The organism is Hymenobacter terrenus (genome assembly GCF_000972495.1).
GTDB classification, from domain to species: Bacteria; Bacteroidota; Bacteroidia; order Cytophagales; family Hymenobacteraceae; genus Hymenobacter; species Hymenobacter terrenus.
This window is the reverse complement of sequence record NZ_LATM01000011.1, coordinates 80,248-96,863: the sequence shown is the minus strand read 5'-3', so window position 1 is coordinate 96,863 and position 16,616 is coordinate 80,248. Positions and strand designations below refer to the sequence as shown.

General features: G+C 60.7%; 15 protein-coding genes. 4 read left to right on the top strand and 11 right to left on the bottom strand.

All coding sequences use genetic code 11. The annotated features are described in order from the left end of the window. Nucleotides 1-58: 58 nt before the first annotated feature. The 9 genes from WX88_RS14890 to WX88_RS14850 all read right to left on the bottom strand — a co-directional run bounded on the left by WX88_RS14890 (nucleotide 59) and on the right by WX88_RS14850 (nucleotide 11,386). Nucleotides 59-664, bottom strand: a complete 606-nt coding sequence (locus tag WX88_RS14890) for a 3'-5' exonuclease (RefSeq protein WP_046245182.1) — start codon at nucleotides 662-664, stop codon at nucleotides 59-61. A gap of 48 nt (nucleotides 665-712) precedes the next feature. Continuing rightward, nucleotides 713-2,188 (bottom strand): DUF6056 family protein, encoded by a 1,476-nt coding sequence (locus WX88_RS14885; protein ID WP_046245181.1) that lies wholly within the window; start codon nucleotides 2,186-2,188, stop codon nucleotides 713-715. 29 nt (nucleotides 2,189-2,217) lie between these two features. Beyond that, nucleotides 2,218-4,224, bottom strand: coding sequence for a beta-N-acetylhexosaminidase (locus tag WX88_RS14880; protein ID WP_046245180.1), 2,007 nt, complete (start codon nucleotides 4,222-4,224; stop codon nucleotides 2,218-2,220). Nucleotides 4,225-4,265: 41 nt separating this feature from the next. Then, nucleotides 4,266-5,564: a DUF58 domain-containing protein gene (locus WX88_RS14875; protein WP_082116057.1), complete on the bottom strand. Its 1,299-nt coding sequence runs from the start codon at nucleotides 5,562-5,564 to the stop codon at nucleotides 4,266-4,268. A 114-nt stretch (nucleotides 5,565-5,678) separates the two neighbouring features. Further along, on the bottom strand, nucleotides 5,679-6,773 hold the full coding sequence (locus WX88_RS14870) for an AAA family ATPase (RefSeq protein ID WP_082116051.1): 1,095 nt from the start codon (nucleotides 6,771-6,773) through the stop codon (nucleotides 5,679-5,681). A 149-nt stretch (nucleotides 6,774-6,922) separates the two neighbouring features. Next, nucleotides 6,923-8,410, bottom strand: a complete 1,488-nt coding sequence (locus WX88_RS14865; protein WP_046245179.1) for a DUF4350 domain-containing protein — start codon at nucleotides 8,408-8,410, stop codon at nucleotides 6,923-6,925. Further along, complete coding sequence (locus WX88_RS27730) at nucleotides 8,410-9,279, bottom strand: DUF4129 domain-containing protein (RefSeq protein ID WP_197076802.1); 870 nt, start codon at nucleotides 9,277-9,279, stop codon at nucleotides 8,410-8,412. The genes WX88_RS14865 and WX88_RS27730 overlap by 1 nt, the downstream gene beginning before the upstream one ends. A 105-nt stretch (nucleotides 9,280-9,384) precedes the next feature. Continuing rightward, nucleotides 9,385-10,392 carry a hypothetical protein gene (locus tag WX88_RS14855; protein ID WP_046245178.1) on the bottom strand — a complete coding sequence of 336 codons (1,008 nt, stop codon included), beginning with the start codon at nucleotides 10,390-10,392 and terminating at the stop codon, nucleotides 9,385-9,387. 13 nt (nucleotides 10,393-10,405) lie between these two features. Then, nucleotides 10,406-11,386 carry a stage II sporulation protein M gene (locus tag WX88_RS14850; protein WP_046245177.1) on the bottom strand — a complete coding sequence of 327 codons (981 nt, stop codon included), beginning with the start codon at nucleotides 11,384-11,386 and terminating at the stop codon, nucleotides 10,406-10,408. A gap of 277 nt (nucleotides 11,387-11,663) precedes the next feature. Here WX88_RS14850 and WX88_RS14845 point away from each other — a divergent pair, with 277 nt between their 5' ends. Then, nucleotides 11,664-12,386, top strand: a complete 723-nt coding sequence (locus WX88_RS14845) for an RDD family protein (RefSeq protein WP_046245176.1) — start codon at nucleotides 11,664-11,666, stop codon at nucleotides 12,384-12,386. A gap of 93 nt (nucleotides 12,387-12,479) precedes the next feature. On the opposite strand, the gene WX88_RS14840 is transcribed toward WX88_RS14845, so the two are convergent. Both WX88_RS14840 and WX88_RS14835 read right to left on the bottom strand, forming a co-directional pair. Then, a complete protein-coding gene (locus tag WX88_RS14840) occupies nucleotides 12,480-14,456 on the bottom strand; it encodes a DUF4394 domain-containing protein (RefSeq protein WP_082116050.1) in 1,977 nt (658 codons plus the stop codon). Nucleotides 14,457-14,846: 390 nt separating this feature from the next. Continuing rightward, nucleotides 14,847-15,464, bottom strand: coding sequence for a helix-turn-helix domain-containing protein (locus WX88_RS14835; protein WP_046245175.1), 618 nt, complete (start codon nucleotides 15,462-15,464; stop codon nucleotides 14,847-14,849). Between the two features lie 401 nt (nucleotides 15,465-15,865). Here WX88_RS14835 and WX88_RS32120 point away from each other — a divergent pair, with 401 nt between their 5' ends. From WX88_RS32120 to WX88_RS30085, 3 genes are read left to right on the top strand one after another with little or no spacing between them, the layout of a single operon-like run. Then, a complete protein-coding gene (locus WX88_RS32120) occupies nucleotides 15,866-16,177 on the top strand; it encodes a hypothetical protein (RefSeq protein ID WP_197076801.1) in 312 nt (103 codons plus the stop codon). Next, nucleotides 16,078-16,431 carry a hypothetical protein gene (locus tag WX88_RS14825; protein WP_156176151.1) on the top strand — a complete coding sequence of 118 codons (354 nt, stop codon included), beginning with the start codon at nucleotides 16,078-16,080 and terminating at the stop codon, nucleotides 16,429-16,431. Before WX88_RS32120 ends, WX88_RS14825 begins: the two co-directional genes overlap by 100 nt. 6 nt (nucleotides 16,432-16,437) lie before the next feature. Next, nucleotides 16,438-16,593: a hypothetical protein gene (locus WX88_RS30085; RefSeq protein WP_156176150.1), complete on the top strand. Its 156-nt coding sequence runs from the start codon at nucleotides 16,438-16,440 to the stop codon at nucleotides 16,591-16,593. Nucleotides 16,594-16,616: the final 23 nt, after the last annotated feature.

The following is a 16,616-nucleotide window of genomic DNA, read 5'->3' as shown; positions in this document are numbered from 1 at the left end:
AGCCATCCGCTGACCATCTCCTCGCCCAAGGGAAGGGCACTCAAATAATGCTGGTTTACTAGCGCGGGGCTACCTGCGCCGCTCGTCGCGCCAGGCCTGCCGTTAGCTCGCGTTGCTTAAAGCACATGGGCAGTTCAGTGCCGGACTGCAGGGCGCGGACGGTGATTTCGGCGCAGGCGCGGGCGTCAGAAAGGGCGTCGTGGTGATTGAGGGGAATGCCAAAATGGCCCGCTACGTGGTCGAGTTTGTGGCGCTCCAGGTGGGGCCAGGCCACTTTGCTCAGCTTCACCGAGCACAGGGAATGGAAAGTGGGGATGGGCAGGTCGTGGTCGCGCAGGGTGTATTCGAGCACGCTCACGTCGAACGCCGAATTGTGGGCCACTACCGGCTGACGGTGCAGGTAGGGATGCAATTCATGCCACACTTCGGCAATAGTAGGGGCCTCGTGCAAATCAGTTTCGGCGATGCCGTGTACCTGGTAGTTGCGCCAGTCGACGCGCAGCACACGGGGGCGCAGGAGCGTCTGGTAGGTATCGACAATCTGGCCGCTGCGTACCCGCACCACGCCCACGGCGCAGGCGCTGGCCCGTTGCTCATTAGCGGTTTCGAAATCAATAGCGGTGAAGTTGAGGGCGGCCAGGGCTTGGGTAATTTCTGCTTGCATACTGGCAAGATAACCTGTCCTGACGAAAATAGCTGGGTTTAGGCGTCGTTATTTTGGCACCGGCAGGGGCGGAGCCGTTGGGCGGCAGCACACGTCCGGCACCTCAAAATAGCGCTCCATCACGCCGTTAATGTTGCCTTCGCAGCCGGGGGTGAGGTCGATATCAAACTCGATGTCGCGGCTGAATTGACGTAGCGGAATGAGCACCCGGCCATAGGGCACGCGCAAAGGGGGAAGTACTACCACCGGTTGCCCAACGCTATGGGCGGCGCGCAACGCGGCAAACCGGGCCTGCATCTGCGTGTCGAATAGGGCCGCACTGCTGCATAGCTCACGCCACGCTTCGGGCACGTGCCCAACTGCAAACAGGCCCGCCAACAGCACGGCAAACAAGCCGCCGTATCGGTGCAAAAAAGGCCCCCAAGTAGCCAATGCCGGTAGCTGTTGGGCCACTAGCCACCCTAGCGCAGCCACTGAAATCAACATCACCAGCAGGATTTCATTCTGCGCCCGCATCAATGGAGGCCCGACAATCAGGTAGCGAAATAACAAGAAACCAATGGCATTTAATACGCCAAATCCAAGGAGCACCACCCACCATTGCCGACGCTCTAACCGGGCCACTCCGGCTGCTCCGCTATTCCGGAAACCCAGCCATAACCCGGCAATAGCGGCGGCGAGCAGGCTCAGGCTAATCATGGGCTTCACGAGGAAAAGTATCAGAGAATAAGCCGTGCGCGGTCCTAAAACTAGCCAGCGGTAGGCGTGGAGCGGGTCGTTAGGAGCCATGGCGGTGGCGCGGGCCCAGTTGCCGGGAGCTACCACCGCCACAGTAGTGACGATGCCGCCCACCGTCAGCCATAACCAGAATTTGGGGCGGGCGGCGTGTGGTAAAAAGTGCCCCAGCGCGGCCAGCACCGGTAGTGCCTGCACCAGCGTGAGCTCGTTGCCGGCCAAGGCCAGCACCAGCGGGCCGCACGCTAACCCGGCGGATAGCCATTGCTTCGGAGCCGGTCCCCAGCCAGCCCGCAGGGCCAGCGCTACGAAGTTCAGCAAGCCAATCAGGGGAATTTGATAGGCTACTGCCCCGCAAAACCAGTACAAAAAGGAGAACGGCACCGGCGCGGCATTGCAGAACAGCGCCAGTATCAGTCCTGCCAGCCAAATGGCCGTGCTCCAGGAGCATGCTCCTCGTAGCGCTGTCTGAAGCAATGCCCGCAAGCAGTGAGCAATGCTGGCCCATTGCGCTACGAACAGCACGGCAGCAACCAGCTTTACGCCCCCCAGCCAGCCGTAGCAGACTGGGTTCAGCACCGTCATGAGGAATGTGGTGGGAAAACGCCCGGTCCAGGTTTGGTACAGCCAGCTTTGCACTCCCCAAATGCCGTAGGCTCGCGCCCAATAGGCGTTGCGGAAATCATCAAAAAATGGCTGGTTGAAGGCGGTCAGCAGCAGGAATGGCGCCAGTGCCAGCAGCAAGCTTAGCCGTAGCAAAAACAGGCGCGGTGCGGGAAAATTAACCAAAACAGGAGCCAGAATAAAAAGATAGCGTGCTAGCTACCAATCAGCCTGCGAGCGGCCGGCATAATGGCCAGCTCAGCTTGGCCGACTGGCTTCTGCACGATGTCGAGCGTGGCTTTGGCAGTCGTCAGCCATTCGGCGGAGGGAGACTGCTTGGTTTGCAATTGGGTGAGGCGCTCTAGTAGCACGGTGGCAATGGCTTCGAGCTGCACGGAAAGCGGGCGATATTCGCGCAAAGTCGGGTGCAGGGCCATTACTGGTTGGAGGCGGGTATCGTTGCTTTGCCATTGCAGCAGCTGCACGCGCAAAGCCGCGAATTGCCGGGCCACAGCAGCCGAGCGGCCCGGCGCGGCCGGGCCCGCCGCAAGCACGCTATCCACCAAAAGGCCGAAGCGCCGGGCCACTTCCGACTCGGCCGGGGCCGCGTCAACCAGCCGGTTCAAGGGCGTTTGGGTGGTGTAGGCAAAGCCTTGGAAGTGGCGTTTGTATTCTTTTACGGGCTCTATCACTTCGGCCAACGTGCGCAGAGGGGCCACATCGGCCGCGCCGGCCAATTGCCGGAGCAGCATTTCGGGGGCCCGGCGGTGGCGCAGGCCCAGGGTTTCCAATCCGGCGGAAACTGCAGCCAGCCGGTGGTACATATCGGGCACGTTCTGGGTGGCAGCTTGCGGCGACCATAGTCGTTCGGCCACGGCGGCGGCCCGGGGCCAGATGCGCGAGTCTACTATGACAGAATCAGCAAATTCGGCCCACATTGTGGCCTCGCCACCCAGCACCAGCTTTTGCTCCGCGGCGCTAAGGGGCGTATCGGCCGGCAGCGGGTCGGCATCGTAGTGGCTGGCGGCGCTGTAATTCAAATCAATGTAATAGCCGTTGGAGAGCAGCACCGGGTGGCCGAGCTTGGCGGCATCATTCAGGCCTTTTTTGCCGCGCCAGCTTTGGATAACGGCCGCCTGGGGCAAATCAGGGCCCAGTATTTCATCCCAGCCCACCATTATCTTGCCGCGCTTCTGGACCATGGCCAGCACGCGCCGGTTGAAATAGGTCTGGAGCTGGTGTTTATCCACGGTTTTGCCGTCGGCCTTCAGCATCTTGTGGGCCTTCATGTAGGCCGCAATGCGTGGGTTCCGCCGCCACTGCCGGCCGTCGTTCTCATCGCCGCCAATGTGGAAATACGGGTCGGGAAACAGCGCCGTCATCTCCGTAAACAGCGAATCGAGCAGTGAATAAGTGGTTTCCCGGGTAGGGTCCAGGGCAATATTCAGCACCCCCCACTTTTGTGCTACGGCATACACCGAGTCGTTGGAAGCCAGCCGCGGATAGGCCGCAATCCAGCTGGTGGCGTGGCCCGGCACGTCAAACTCCGGCACCACTCGGATGCCCCGCGCCGCCGCGTAGGCAAGGACTTCCCTGACCTGGGCCTGGGTATAAAAGCCATCGGCGCCACCTACCTGGTGCAGGCGCGGCAACACCTTGCTTTCCACCCGAAAGCCCTGGTCGTCGGTCAGGTGCCAGTGCAGCACGTTCAGCTTCACGGCGGCCATGCCGTCGAGGTTGCGCTTGATGACGGCAACGGGCATGAAGTGCCGCGCCGCGTCAATCAGCAGCCCCCGCCAGGCAAAGCGCGGCTGGTCCACGATGTCGACTTCGGGTAGGTAGCGCTGCCGCTTTTCGGTGATGGGCAGCTGCTCGAGCGTGGCCAGCGCCCGTAACGCGCCCAGACTGGTGGGGGCGTCGATGCTCACGCCCATCGGCGTTACGCGCAGGCTGTAGCGCTCCTCGTCGAATTTCTCGGGCCGGCCCGTTTGGCCGTAGCGAATCTGGAGTAGCGGGCCGGTGGCGGGCTCGGTCGGGCCCTGCAGCCGCGTGAGCAAGCGGCGGGCTGCCGCACCCACCGCGGGGTCGGGCGAATTGTCTAGCTGGAGCTTCAGCGGGGTTTTCAGGTTCAGGCGGCCTTGGCCCCAGCGCATCTCGGCGGGCAGGGGCAGGAGTGAATGCACGGGTTGGGCCAACAGCTGGCTGGTAGTCCAAAGGGTCATTATCACCCAAAACAGCCCCGCGTATCCGGCTTGCAATCTCCTCATATCAATCCTCTGGCTTTGAATTCCAAGTATTTATTAACCGTATTCACCGTCAAATCCTTGGGCGCCGTCAGCAGCGAGTAGATGCCGTAGCGCTGTAATTCGAGCACAATTTGCCGCTTTTCCTGGGCAAATTTCTCCGCGATGGTCTGGTTGTATACGTCTTCGGTGCTCGCGGCGGGGGCGTCCAGGTATTCGCGCAGCTCGGTATTCTCGAAAAAGATGACCAGCAGCAAATGGTCTTTGGCCATGCGGCGCAGGTAGGGCAGCTGCCGCTGCATGCCGTGCAGCGTTTCGAAGTTGGTGAACAAAATCAGCAGGCTGCGCTGCTTCACGCGGGCCCGCACGGTGGCGTAGAGCAGCTCGAAATCAGTTTCGAGGTACTTGGTTTTCTGACGGTAAAGAATTTCCAGCAGCTTCAGCAGGTGGCCGGGACGGCGGTCGGCGGCCAGGGTGGCGCCGGGGCGGTTTGAGAAGGTGAGCAGTCCAGCTTTGTCGTGCTTGAGCAGGGCAATGTTGCTCATCACTAGTGTGGCGTTGATGGCGTAGTCGAGCAGGCTAAGGCCGTCGAAGGGCATGCGCATCACCCGGCCTTTGTCGATGAGGCAGTACACTTGCTGGGCCCGCTCGTCCTGGAAATGGTTCACCACCAGCTCATCGGTAGCGCCGGTGCCGGCGCGGCGGGCCGTGGCTTTCCAGTTGATGCTGCGCGGGTCGTCGCCGGGTACGTAGGGCCGGATTTGCTCGAACTCCAGGCTGTGGCCCACTCGGCGGATGCGCTTCACGCCCACCTCCGTGAGGCGATTGTGAATGGCCAGCAGCTCGTATTGCCGCATCTGCAAAAACGAGGGGTACACCGGTACCACCTTGCCCTGCTCGTAGCGAAAGCGGCGCCGCACCAGTCCCAGCGGCGAGGCGGCGTAGATATTCAGCGCACCAAACTCGTACTCGCCGCGCTTGGTGGGCCGCAGCTGGTAGTTAATAATCTGGGTTTCCCCCGGCTTCACAGCAGTCTTGAATAGGACGTCGCGCCGCTGAAACTGATGTGGGATTTCATCAATCGTCTCGGTTTGAATAAGGAAGCGGTAATTGTTTTCGAGGTAAATCTGAATGTCATTTTGGGAGCCATTAGCCAGCTTTTCGCCTAGCACGCGGCGGCCAAACACGGGCGCAGTCTTGTTCTTGGCGGGGGCATAAAGCAGCAGCGCATCGAGCAAGGCCAGCACGACAAACACCCCCAGCGCGATGCGCATGGGCCCAAGCAGCCACGGCAGAAAAAAGGCCACCACGAAGCCCATGACCAATAAAGCCAAGGCGATGAAGAAGCGCGGGGTGAGAAATAGGCTCAATGGAAAGTTGAAAACTGAGGATTAAAAGTTGAAAATGCGTGGCTTACTCTCCGGCAACTCGTTCTACCGCGGCACCTCAATTGCCTGCATAATCTGCTTTACCACCTCATCCGGGGTGCCGCCTTCCATTTCGCGTTCGGGCGTGAGCATGATGCGGTGGCGCAACACGCTGGGTGCCAAGAACTGCACGTCCTCAGGCGTCACGAAGTCGCGGCCGCGTAGGGCGGCCAGCGCTTTGGCCCCGTTGAGCAGAGCCAGTGAGGCGCGGGGCGAGGCGCCCAGATACAAGGATTTATGGGCGCGGGTCTGGCCCACAAGCTTGGCGATGTATTCCAGGATATTGGCCTCTACGCGCTGCTGACGCACTTGTTGGCGCAGGGCGTGCAGGTCGGTGGCCGAAAGAATGGGCCGGACGGCATCGAGGTGGGTGCTGCCCAGGCCGGCGTGGTGGCCGCTCAGAATCTGGACTTCCTCGGCGAGGGTGGGGTAGCCCACGTGCAGCTTAAACAGGAAGCGGTCGAGCTGGGCCTCCGGCAGGCGGTAGGTGCCTTCCTGCTCCACCGGGTTTTGGGTGGCGAGCACCAGGAAGGGCTCCGTCATAGGGTAGGCGGTGCCGTCCTGCGTCACGGTGCGCTCCTCCATGACCTCAAACAGAGCTGATTGCGTCTTGGCGGGGGCACGGTTAATTTCGTCAATCAGCACTACGCTAGCGAAGATGGGACCGGGCCGAAACTCGAACTCCGACTTATTCTGCCGAAAAACCGAGGTGCCCAGTACGTCCGAAGGCATCAAATCGGGCGTGAACTGAATGCGGCTGAATGGGACTTCCAGCGTACGAGCCAGTAGCTTGGCCATGAGCGTTTTGGCTACGCCCGGCACGCCTTCGAGCAGCACGTGGCCATCGGCGAGTATGGCCGTAAGCAGCAGTTCCAGCAAGTCTTGCTGGCCGACAATGATTTTGCCGATTTCCGTGCGGACAGCCTCGGTTTGGGCCGTCAGGTGGGCAAAGTCGGTGCGCGGGGCGAAAGAGGGCTCGGCCGCAGCCGGCACTTCTACCGCGGAAGGTGCGACACTAGGGGCTTCCGGGCTTAAGTTGCCGTCTGAAGCGGACCCGGGAGTAGTCGGTTCGGGCAGCGTGTCGAGGTGGTCGTTTTCCATAAAATGAGCGGGTCCGGCAGGGCGGTAAGTTTGGCGCGAAGCAGGTGGGAAGATTGACCTAAAAACACGTTTTTGAGCGCTTTAGAGGCCTATTTGCGGAATAATACTATTTACTAAAAACTGGGTTTCTGAGTTCAGTGCAATTATCATCAACGACCAGCTTCGTGGCGAAAATCAGCCAGCGCCTTGCTCAGTATCAGCAGTTGCTGGTCGGTCATCTGCGGGGCCGTGCGGGCAAAATTCACGAGGCGCAGCAGCTCATCCACGCGGGGGCGAGGCACCCCGGACTTCTGGCTGAGCCGCTCGCGAAATGCTTCATCGCCTAAGTCGGGGCTCATTTCCTGGAAACGGGTGCGCAGGTAGTCCAGGAACAGGGCCACTTTTTTCTCCGCGATGAGGGAGTGGGTGCTGCCCTGGCGGTAGAGACTAGCTACGGTGCGCGTGAAAAGCAGCGTGGTATTAGGCAAAGGCTTGATGGTAGGGATAATGCGCTGGCGCCGCCGCGCCGCAACCAGCACAAACAGCAGCCCACCCGCCAGGCTGAGGTAATAGGCCAGGCGCAGGGCATCGTGCGCGAACAGGACGCGCAGCACTGACTGCTCGCCTATGGGGCCCTGCTTCTGGTACTCGTCCCACCAGGTTTGGCGGGCGGGTAGGTAAGCCAGGGCTGCGGCGGCAAAGGCAGTTGTAGTGGGTTTCAGCAAGTAGTAGTTGGTGAAAGCCACTGGTGTGGTGCAGAGGTAAAAGTGGCCCCGGCCATAATCGAGCCGCACAAATATGGCCCGGTTCCGGGCGTCGGTGGCCAGCGTGCGCCCCACGCGGCCCGAATCGACCACAATACGCTGCCCGGCACTACTGCCAGGCAGGCGAATGCGGGCATGGGCCAGTGCTGGATTGGTAAAGTGCACCTCCACCGAATCAACAACGGGCAAGCCTTTGGACCCTTTGTGAGTGGTAAGGTCTATTTCCAGTAAGTTGAAGCCCAGGCTGTCGCGCAGCAGGCCGCGGTAGCCTCTCAATTCCTGGGTCGCCACAAAGGCATCATTGCCACGAGCCACAAATTGAAGTAAAGCCCGGGCATCAAGGCGACTGAGCTCAAAGTTTTGGTTGATGAATACGTAGTTTGCCCGGGCATCGCGGAGGGGAATAGTAGAGTTGTCGTCGCTGTCCTCGTCGTCACCAGTATACTCTTCCTCGTCGGCGTCGGCAATAGTAGAGTCAGCTTGCGCCGTTTCGCTGATTTCAGCCATGGTCGTGCTGTCTGTCATATCCTCGTTGTCAGGTTCATCGCCCTCTGTCGTAGCGCTGGAGTCAGTAGAAGCCACGTCGGTGGCGGTGGAATCCGTTTCTGTGGTATCGTCGTCGTTAAGGGGGGGGGCTTCTTCGCTGATGTCGTCCAGGCTCAAGCCGGTGAGCTGGCTGTACACGGGCAGCCGCACAGCCTCAATGGAGTCGGTGCCGAGCAGGCGCGGAAGCTGGTCGTACAGCACATAGGTGCCATAGGGAATCTTGTCCTTATTGGTGTAGGTCGGCGACCAGTCCAGGGGCTTGGGCCGATTGTATTCCAGCGTGACGTAGCCCGCAAACAGCAGCGCGATTCCCAGCAGGTACAGGCGAAAGGTGGTAAGCTGGGGCATCAGACGGGCAAGGCGTTAGAAAAAGCAGCGGTAGCGGGGGGCGTGCTCCGCATGCCGGTCAGTTGCGCCGTTACGGCCCGTTGGCCAGCCCGTGCCTGCTGATAGAGGCTCGTATTCAGCCGCAATTCGCCGTACCACACATACTCGAATTGCCGGGTCGCATTGCGGAAGGCCTCGTGCAGCGAGCCAGCGGGCAGCTCGGTCAAGTAGGTGTGATTGGTTTTATCGGCCTGCCAGCGGATGAGGCCGCGGTCGGTGAGGTGCTTTAGCACTTCGAGATAGCCCAGGCGAGTGGCCAGGCGGAAGTTGCCGGCTTCCTCGGCTTCGGCAATGCGAATGGGAAAATCTACTTCGTGAATATTTTCCGTAGCCGTGTCGTAAGCCAGCTGCCTGCGCCGCGCCGAGCGGCCAAACGCGCCGGTGATGTCTACTTTCAGCAGCTTCAGCACCGCGAAAACCAGGAGGCCGAGCACTACAGCATAGGTGCCGTATTTCCAGGTAAGATTCCATGCTGACTGGCCGGTGCGGGTGCCCAACACGCGTGCGAGCCAGCGCCAGATCCGTGCCCAAAAGGCATCCCAGGCATCGGTACTGGCATCGGGTTCCACGTAGCGGAACTCGCGCTGCGCGGCCAGCTCGCGCAGGCGAGCGGCGTCGGCCCGGCGGTCGGGTAGGGCAGTGGTACGGTCGGGCGGCAGGGGGTGAGGATGCGCGCTGGCCTCGTCCTTCACTAGGCTGAAAGGCGGGCTGGATTGAGCCTGCGCTCCGGAGTGCGCCCCAGCCACTACCAGGCATAGGGCCAGTAGCACCCGCCGGACAGGGTGCTGCCACTTACCTGCATTTTTCAGCTTAGCCAGGAGTTCGCGCAAGAGGAATAGCAAGTAAGTAGGGCTGAGTAGTTAATAGCAAACGGTAGGGTGGCAATAACAAAGTAGGCGTTGAATAATTGATAAAAATCGACAACCGGCTGTTCATCAATATTCGCCTTCTTCGTCAGGCTGGTAGGTAGTGCTGCTTACCTGTGGCGGGCCTTGCCCCAGCGAGTCGACCAGCAGGCGCAGGCCCAGGCCTTCTTTGCGCTCCACGAGGTTGAAGTATTGAAACAGCATGGCCAACAACGGTAGCACGGCCGTAAAAACCCACCCCAGTACATAGATACTCATGGTTACTACGCTCAGGATTTCCGAGTCGAAACCGGGTACCTTGAGCATGACGCGCGCGGCCATCAGTCCGTAGAAAGGGATAATAAAAACGTAGTTTATTGTGCTGGTAATGAACGACATGATTATATATAAACCCAAAGTCGACCACCACTTGCCCTTTATCAGATAGAAGGCCCGCCCCAGGGCCGCCACCACGCCGCCGTCTTCTATCCAAAGAATTGGGAAATAAAGGGTAAGGCACACGATGGCCCACATCATGGGGAAGAAAATGAGGAACACGAAGCCCGGCCCGAGCAGCGCCAGGCACCCGGCTACGACGCCCGTACCTACCAGCATCACCACCCCCAACAGCAGCCAAGCCCGTACTATACGGCCGAGGCGACTCCACACGAAAGCCCAAACTTGGGCGGGCTGTACTACCTCATCGGGCGGGGTGCTCATGCGTACCCGCACAAAGCCGTAGACCGTGCCCGACAATAGCAGAAACGCTACCAGAAAACCGATGGAAGCTAGGCCCACGCCCACAACGGAGCTGGCCGAAAAAGCGTCAGTGCCAGAATAACCCCGGCTGATAGTAGTCGCGCTACCCGTACGCTGACCCATTTGGGGTATCATTCCCAGCATGTTGCTCATAAACAGCCCAATGCCGATACCGCCCACCAGCGCGGCCGGTAGCACGAAGTAGGCCACGCATTGGAACAGGGGCTTGAACTGCGCCGCCACAAACTCGAAAGTAGCCCCGATTTTAGCGCCGAAGTCACGCTCCCGACGAAAATCGGCCTCCCGAGTGAAGGTTGGTTTTTTTTGAATGGGGGACATGGAGTCGTCGGTATTAATTGTCCATTGCTAGCTCTGCAGCCCCTACCTTATCCGCTCCCAGCCGCCGCGTCAGCCGGATGGGGTAAAGGATGAAATACCAGCCGATAAATGCCGCCGAGCTGCCGATGATGGCCAAGCTAGCCGCCAGTGGCATTTCGGTGTGACGCGTTACGAACCCTTCCAGAAAACCCGCTATCACAAAAATGGGCACCAAGCCAATGGCCATCTTCAGGCCATCGCGGGCCGATTGGCGGAAGGCCTCGCCCCGGCCGTAGGTACCCGGAAACAGCAGCCCCCGCGCCATAACGAAGCCCGCCGCCCCAGCCACGATAACGGCCGAAATTTCCAGCGTGCCGTGAATCCAGATGGTGAGCACCGACGTGCGCAACACGTGGTAGTGGTAGAAAAAGTATTGGAACGAGCCCAGCATCAGGCCCGTGCGGAACATCTGCACGAGGGTGCCCACGCCCAGAGTGGCCCCGAGGGCGAAGATGTTGAGGGCCACGAAAATGTTGTTGGCCGTAATGCCCAGAAACATCAGGGTTTCGTTCTCCTTCTTGTACACGGCCATCGGGTCACCCTTGCGGATGTTTTCGATGGTCTGGTTCACGTAGCTGTCGCCCATTATCACCCGGACGAAGGAGTCGTCGTAGGCTGCCGACAAGGCGCCGACGAATGTGAAAATTGCAAAGAGTACTGCCGTAACGGCGAGCGTGTGATGGTGCCGCGCTACCACCAGCGGCAGCTCCACGGCCCAAAACCGGGCAAAACGTCCGCGCCCCTCGCGCTTGTTGGCGTAGAGGCGCTGGTGTAGCTTGCCAGTCAGGCCGTTGAGGTAGGAGGTGGTGGGGGAGCCGGGGTAGAACGTCTGGGCGTAGGCCAGGTCGTCGGTGAGGGCCACGAAACGGGCCGCCAGCTCATCGGGGCCCGCGGCTGGCTGCTCGTACTGCTGCCAGCGCTCCTGGTTCTGGCGCAAAAAAACGGCTTCTCGCATTTTTCAGAGTTGAAGGCCTTAAAGATAGGGAGCCGCCGCCAGCGAGCCGCATGGCTAACATAACCGTTCTGAAATAACTTGTTTTAATCGGGCTGAGAGCCCTGCCGCCAGCAGCTGGCTTCTCCAATTTATGCCCGGAGAAGCGTAATTTGTTGCCTCTTCTCCCGACCAAGGTACCGCTCCAACTGCTGAGCTAAGTTAGTTTTTGTCGGAATGACCACAATCGAGCGATGGAGCCCTATTTTCGAGGCCGAACCCTCACCGCCTGTCCGTATCCATGAGCATCATCCGCGTCCACACGGCCCAAAACGTCACGCTTGAGTACGAAGTCGCCAGCCTGGGCGACCGCATCGTGGCCGCCATGCTCGATAATCTGGTGCTGGGCGCTTGGGCCATTGCCTGGGCGCTGCTATTTAGCGCCTTAAAACTGAACAGTGGCCTTACGGGGGGGCTATTGGTTTTGCTCGTTGCAGTTCCTTATGTCTTCTACAACCTGGTTTCGGAGATATTTTTCAACGGCCAGAGCATTGGTAAAAAAGCCCGCGACATCAAGGTGATGCGCCTCGATGGTACCGCCCCACGCCTGGGCGACTACCTGCTGCGCTGGCTGTTGCGCCTCATCGATACCGGTCTGTTTGCCGGTTTGGTCGCGGTTGTCACCATTGCGGCCAACGGCCGTGGGCAGCGTCTTGGCGACATCGCTGCCGGCACCACTGTACTTAAGCTGCGCCCAGTTACCCGCCATGCCTCACCGCTAGCCGCGCCCAGTATCCTGGAAGGCTATCAGGTAGTATTCCCTCAAGCAGCGCTGCTCGCCGACCACGATGTGGCCCTGATACGCCAACTGATGCAACAAGCCCACGCCCGACAAAACTACGAGATACTGAACGAGGTAGCCAATAAAGTCAAATCCATCACCGGCATCCACACCGACTTAGAGGATGAGGCTTTCCTGCAAACCGTGCTGCGCGACCATGCTTACCTGGCTCACCAGGTGTAGTTGGTTGTTGCTCAGGCGAGGAAACTTTGCCTGAGCAACAAAAAAAGCCTCTCTGAATACTCAGAGAGGCTTTTTACAAAAGAACTCGGTAGCTTATTCAACTACAACCTGACGCGTAGCGGCCGTCTGTCCATCTACCGTGAGGCGGACGACGTACAAGCCGGCTTTCACCTTGGCGCTTTCCCACGCCAGGGCCTGGGGGCCGGCGGGTAGCAGCCCGGCAGTCTGGGTGGTCACACGGCGGCCCATTGTGTCAAATACACCCAGCTCAACACGGCTGGCCCGGGCCAGTGTGAAAGCGAGGCGGGTGCTGCTGGTTGCAGGGTTGGGGTAGAGGCTGAAACCTGTAGCGAGGTCGGTCCGCTCGCGGGCTGCGGTAGGTACGCCCGTTGGGCCAGCTACCGTTATGTCGCGGGCCGCGATGCCGTTGCCGATGGCTCCCACCAGCGTGGTGGCGCCGGTGGTCAGGTTCACCGTGTACAGGCTGGTGTTGGCACTGACGCCTGTGTTAGCCACCAGGTACGCCGTGTTGGTGCCCGCAGCCGGGGAGTAGATATCCAGGTCCACGTTGGGCGTAGTGGTATTCACCGTGATGCCCGTAGCGCCCGTGGTGTTTAGCGTGCCAGCGTTTGGCGGGTTTTGGGTGGTCAGGATATTCAGGCTCAGGTCGTAATTGTAGAGGGTTGTAGTAGCGGCTGTGGTACCTGCCACGCTGTTGGTATAAGCCACCGCTCCAATATTGGGCGTAGCGGCGCTGTTGGCGTCGGTGGAGGCGTAGGCCAGCTGGGTATCGGTGAAGGCAATGGTGCCGTCAGTAGGGATTAAGCGGACGTTGGTCCGGTTAGATGACGTTACGCGGATACGGTCCACGGTGGGGTTGAAGTCGAAGCCGACCTTGCCCGTGCCCAATGCCAGGGCAATGGGCGTAGTGTTCACGGCTGTGGCTACCCCGGTCGTGGAGTTGATGGTGTAAAGCTGATAGGTCTGAGCCGTCGCGTTGTAGCCCAGCGCGTACAGCCGGTTGGTAGCAGGCCGAATGTCCAGGCCCACCAGCGCCTGCGTAGCATCGACCCCGGTGATGCCCACGGAAGTCCGGATGCTGCCGGGCAGCGCCGTATCGAAGGTCAGCAGGTTGCCGCCGGCCAATGCGTAGGCCAGGTTGCCAGTTACGGCCGGCAGAGTCGTCGGGCGGTCAATGGCACAAGCAATGTCCGTAATGGCAACCAGCGGGCCGGTGCCCAGCGCCCCTACCGCGGTGGCGGCCCCAGTGGTCAGATTCACCGTGTATAGGGTGGACGTTGCGGCCGCGGCACCGGAGACAATAGTACTGGTCATGTAAGCCACGTTAGTACCAGTAGTGGGGTTGAAGTAAATATCCAGGTCGGAGACCTGGTTGGCACCGGTAGTGACCACGCCCAGAGCGCCCACGGTGTTCTGAGTGCCATCGTTGGGCGGGATTTGCGTTACTAGGCGGCTGTTGGCTTCGTCCAAGTTGTAGAGGATGGTTGCTGTCGAGCCGATGTAGCTATTGGTGTAGGCAGAAGACCCAACTCCGGGCGTTTGGCTGGCGTTAGCATCGCCCGCGGCGTAAGTCAAAGTGGCATCGGTGGCGGCCAAGGCTCCGTTGTTAGGGTTGAGCCGGAAGTTGGTGCGGGCGGCACTCGTCACCCGGATGCGGTCTACGGCGGGGTTGAAATCAAACCCAATGCGCGAAGGAGTAGCACCCAAATTCAGCGTGAGGGCCGCGCCAATGGGCGTGAGGACACCAGTGGTGCGGTTGACGTTGTACAGCTGCGCCTGCGTGCCAGTAGGATTATATCCCAGCGCAAACAGCTCGCCCGTATTCGGCCGCGTGTCGATGCCTACAATTGATTGTCCGGCGCCTAAGCCGGTAAGCGGCACCGTGGCCGTGAAGGTGCCCGGAGTAGCCGCGCTAAATGTAACTAAGTTTACCACGGTAGGGCTGGCAACGGAGAGTCCGTATACTGTCTGAGCCTGAGCAGCCTGCGTGCCCAGTATAAGCAGGCCAGCTGCGGCAGCCAATCGGAAGGAAGTAGAATTCTGTCGCATAAAGAGAGTTGTGGAGAAAAAATGAAAAATAGAAGCACCTCAGTTACGAGCTTTTGGCGGGTTTAGATTGATTTTAATATGATTTTAATCTGCCATGGTTGGCCACTATTCCACCAGTACCTGCACCTTTAGAGCAGTTTCGGCAGCAGTGTATAGCTAATAGTAGCGCGAACTTTGTAGTTCGTGTGCCCGAACGGCGCTGGGACGCGAACTACAAAGTTCGCGCTACGGGACACCGACTCCGCTCAAGGTGCTGTTGAAATGCAGTTTACAGCGGATTTCAGGTTGTAGCGCGGACTTTTAGTCCGCGTCCCTGCGCCAGTAACTCGTGCTCGGACGCGGACTAAAAGTCTGCGCTACGGGCACGACCACACTACTTAAACAGCTTCCTTATATCATCGTGTCCCCCAGCGAACTTTCCGGGTCGGCCGGCTCCTGAGCTTCGAGAGCGGCGGCCAGCACGGCGGCTTCGGCGCGCAGGCCGGCCAGGCGGGCCTGGGCCAGCAGCGTGGGGGCCCGGCCGCTGGTGCCGAGCAGCTCCTGCCGGGCCTGGCTGAGCAACACGGCCCACTGGGCGCGTTGGGCCCCGAGGCGGGCGAGGGGCAGTGGGTCGGTGACATCGGCCGGGGCCAGGGCGGCGGGCACGGTGGCGGCGGCAGCCAGCCGCTGCCGGGCCGGGGCGGCGCGGGCGGGCAGCAGCGTGGTGAGGCGGTAGGCCAGGCGGGCGGCGGCGTAGCGGCAGGCGGCGAGCCGGCCGTGGGCCCGGCCCAGGTCGTGGGCCTCTTCGGGGGCGGGCTCTGGTGGCCCGGCGGGGGCGGCCAGCGTCAGCGCGTACAAGGCCCGCAGGCGCAGGCTGGCCGCGTAGGGCAGGCGGCGGCGGCCGGCCTCGGCATCATTGAGGCGGCCTTGGGTAGTGCCCAGCAAGTGGGCTGCCTCGCGCTGGCTCAGGCCGAAGTGGGCGCGGGTGGCGGTCAGCCGCTCGTCGGGGGCGTAGGGAAGCTCGGGCATCGGGAGGCAGGGGAGGGGGTTCAAAAATAAGAAAAACTTTTTTTGAACCCCGATAAGAGGAGGGTTCATTTTTTTTGCTAGTGTTTTTCGAACCCCCTTCGGGCGGCGATTTGGCTATCGGCCCGGCCGGTGTGCGTGGGAACCCGCAGTTCCTCCTGTAGGGGCTCCCCCTTTACCAGCCCCCGCCGACTCACATTCGTTGAGCGATGCCCGGCGCGAAACGCCCCTAGGCCAGTTCGTGCGCTACGCCCTCGCTTTGTTGCCTCTCTATTTCACTGCTTCTTTACATGGCGTCTATTCATGCGGAGCTGCATGTAGCTGGTTACCTCATCCCCCTCCTCCGCTTCCGATACGAGGCTATCTAGGCCACCGACCAGCGGGGCCAGGTCATTGGCAACGTGATGTGGGGCCTGCTCTACGCGCTGGCCGACGTACCGGACCATAGCCTGCTGCTCACCTGGGGTGGGGACCCATTCAAGCGTCTGTCCGCCCCGCTCGTGGTATCCGATGACGGCATCGCCGGCAAGACGCTCACCTTCCACGCCGCCTACTGCGTGGGTTACCAGGAGAATTTTGAGTCGGGGAATGAGCACCTGGGTTCCTACGTGAATCATTGCGCCCTCTCCGAGACGGCTGGCATTGGGAGCGGGGGAGATCCACGCCCTACGTGGCCCCGGCCGTGCGGGAGCATGGGGTGCCCGGGCCAGCGTTAGGCGCGGCAGTGGCTGCTGATAGTCCGGCCCTCGCCCCGCCCCGGATTGCCGCGCTCTATGCGGCCTGCCAGGCGGGCAAGAAAGACCCAACGAAGACCCGCAGCCAATCCCAGGGGTGGGGCGAGCCTGGCAAGCGAGGCGCGGCGGACGGTGGCCTGGGCGAGTACCAAGCTGCCGCCCAAGGCCACACCGAAAGCTCAACCACGACGGACAAGTGGTGGGCCTGCTCGCCCCAGCGCAAGGCAAGAGCTTGAATGGGTGTGGCGAAACGCCGCGTCCTGCCCGAATGTCTCATCACCGAAACCAAGTTCGATACTTCTAAACTGACAACGGCCCTGCTGCGCTGGTCGAAGCAGGGCCGTTTTAACAAAAAATCTAATTACCTCAAACAGCTTCAATTTGAGTTGAGCACCTGATCGTCGGCGAGGATCATGAAAAA

Excerpts from the sequence above, each read along its gene's own strand:
- WX88_RS14845 (WP_046245176.1), top strand. The coding sequence starts at position 11,664 with ATGAGCATCATCCGCGTCCACACGGCCCAAAACGTCACGCTTGAGTAC.
- WX88_RS14875 (WP_082116057.1), bottom strand. The coding sequence starts at position 5,564 with ATGGGCTTCGTGGTGGCCTTTTTTCTGCCGTGGCTGCTTGGGCCCATG.
- WX88_RS14840 (WP_082116050.1), bottom strand. The coding sequence starts at position 14,456 with ATGCGACAGAATTCTACTTCCTTCCGATTGGCTGCCGCAGCTGGCCTG.
- WX88_RS32120 (WP_197076801.1), top strand. The coding sequence starts at position 15,866 with ATGTGGGGCCTGCTCTACGCGCTGGCCGACGTACCGGACCATAGCCTG.
- WX88_RS14850 (WP_046245177.1), bottom strand. The coding sequence starts at position 11,386 with ATGCGAGAAGCCGTTTTTTTGCGCCAGAACCAGGAGCGCTGGCAGCAG.
- WX88_RS14865 (WP_046245179.1), bottom strand. The coding sequence starts at position 8,410 with ATGCCCCAGCTTACCACCTTTCGCCTGTACCTGCTGGGAATCGCGCTG.
- WX88_RS14890 (WP_046245182.1), bottom strand. The coding sequence starts at position 664 with ATGCAAGCAGAAATTACCCAAGCCCTGGCCGCCCTCAACTTCACCGCT.
- WX88_RS14870 (WP_082116051.1), bottom strand. The coding sequence starts at position 6,773 with ATGGAAAACGACCACCTCGACACGCTGCCCGAACCGACTACTCCCGGG.
- WX88_RS14855 (WP_046245178.1), bottom strand. The coding sequence starts at position 10,392 with ATGTCCCCCATTCAAAAAAAACCAACCTTCACTCGGGAGGCCGATTTT.
- WX88_RS14880 (WP_046245180.1), bottom strand. The coding sequence starts at position 4,224 with ATGACCCTTTGGACTACCAGCCAGCTGTTGGCCCAACCCGTGCATTCA.
- WX88_RS14835 (WP_046245175.1), bottom strand. The coding sequence starts at position 15,464 with ATGCCCGAGCTTCCCTACGCCCCCGACGAGCGGCTGACCGCCACCCGC.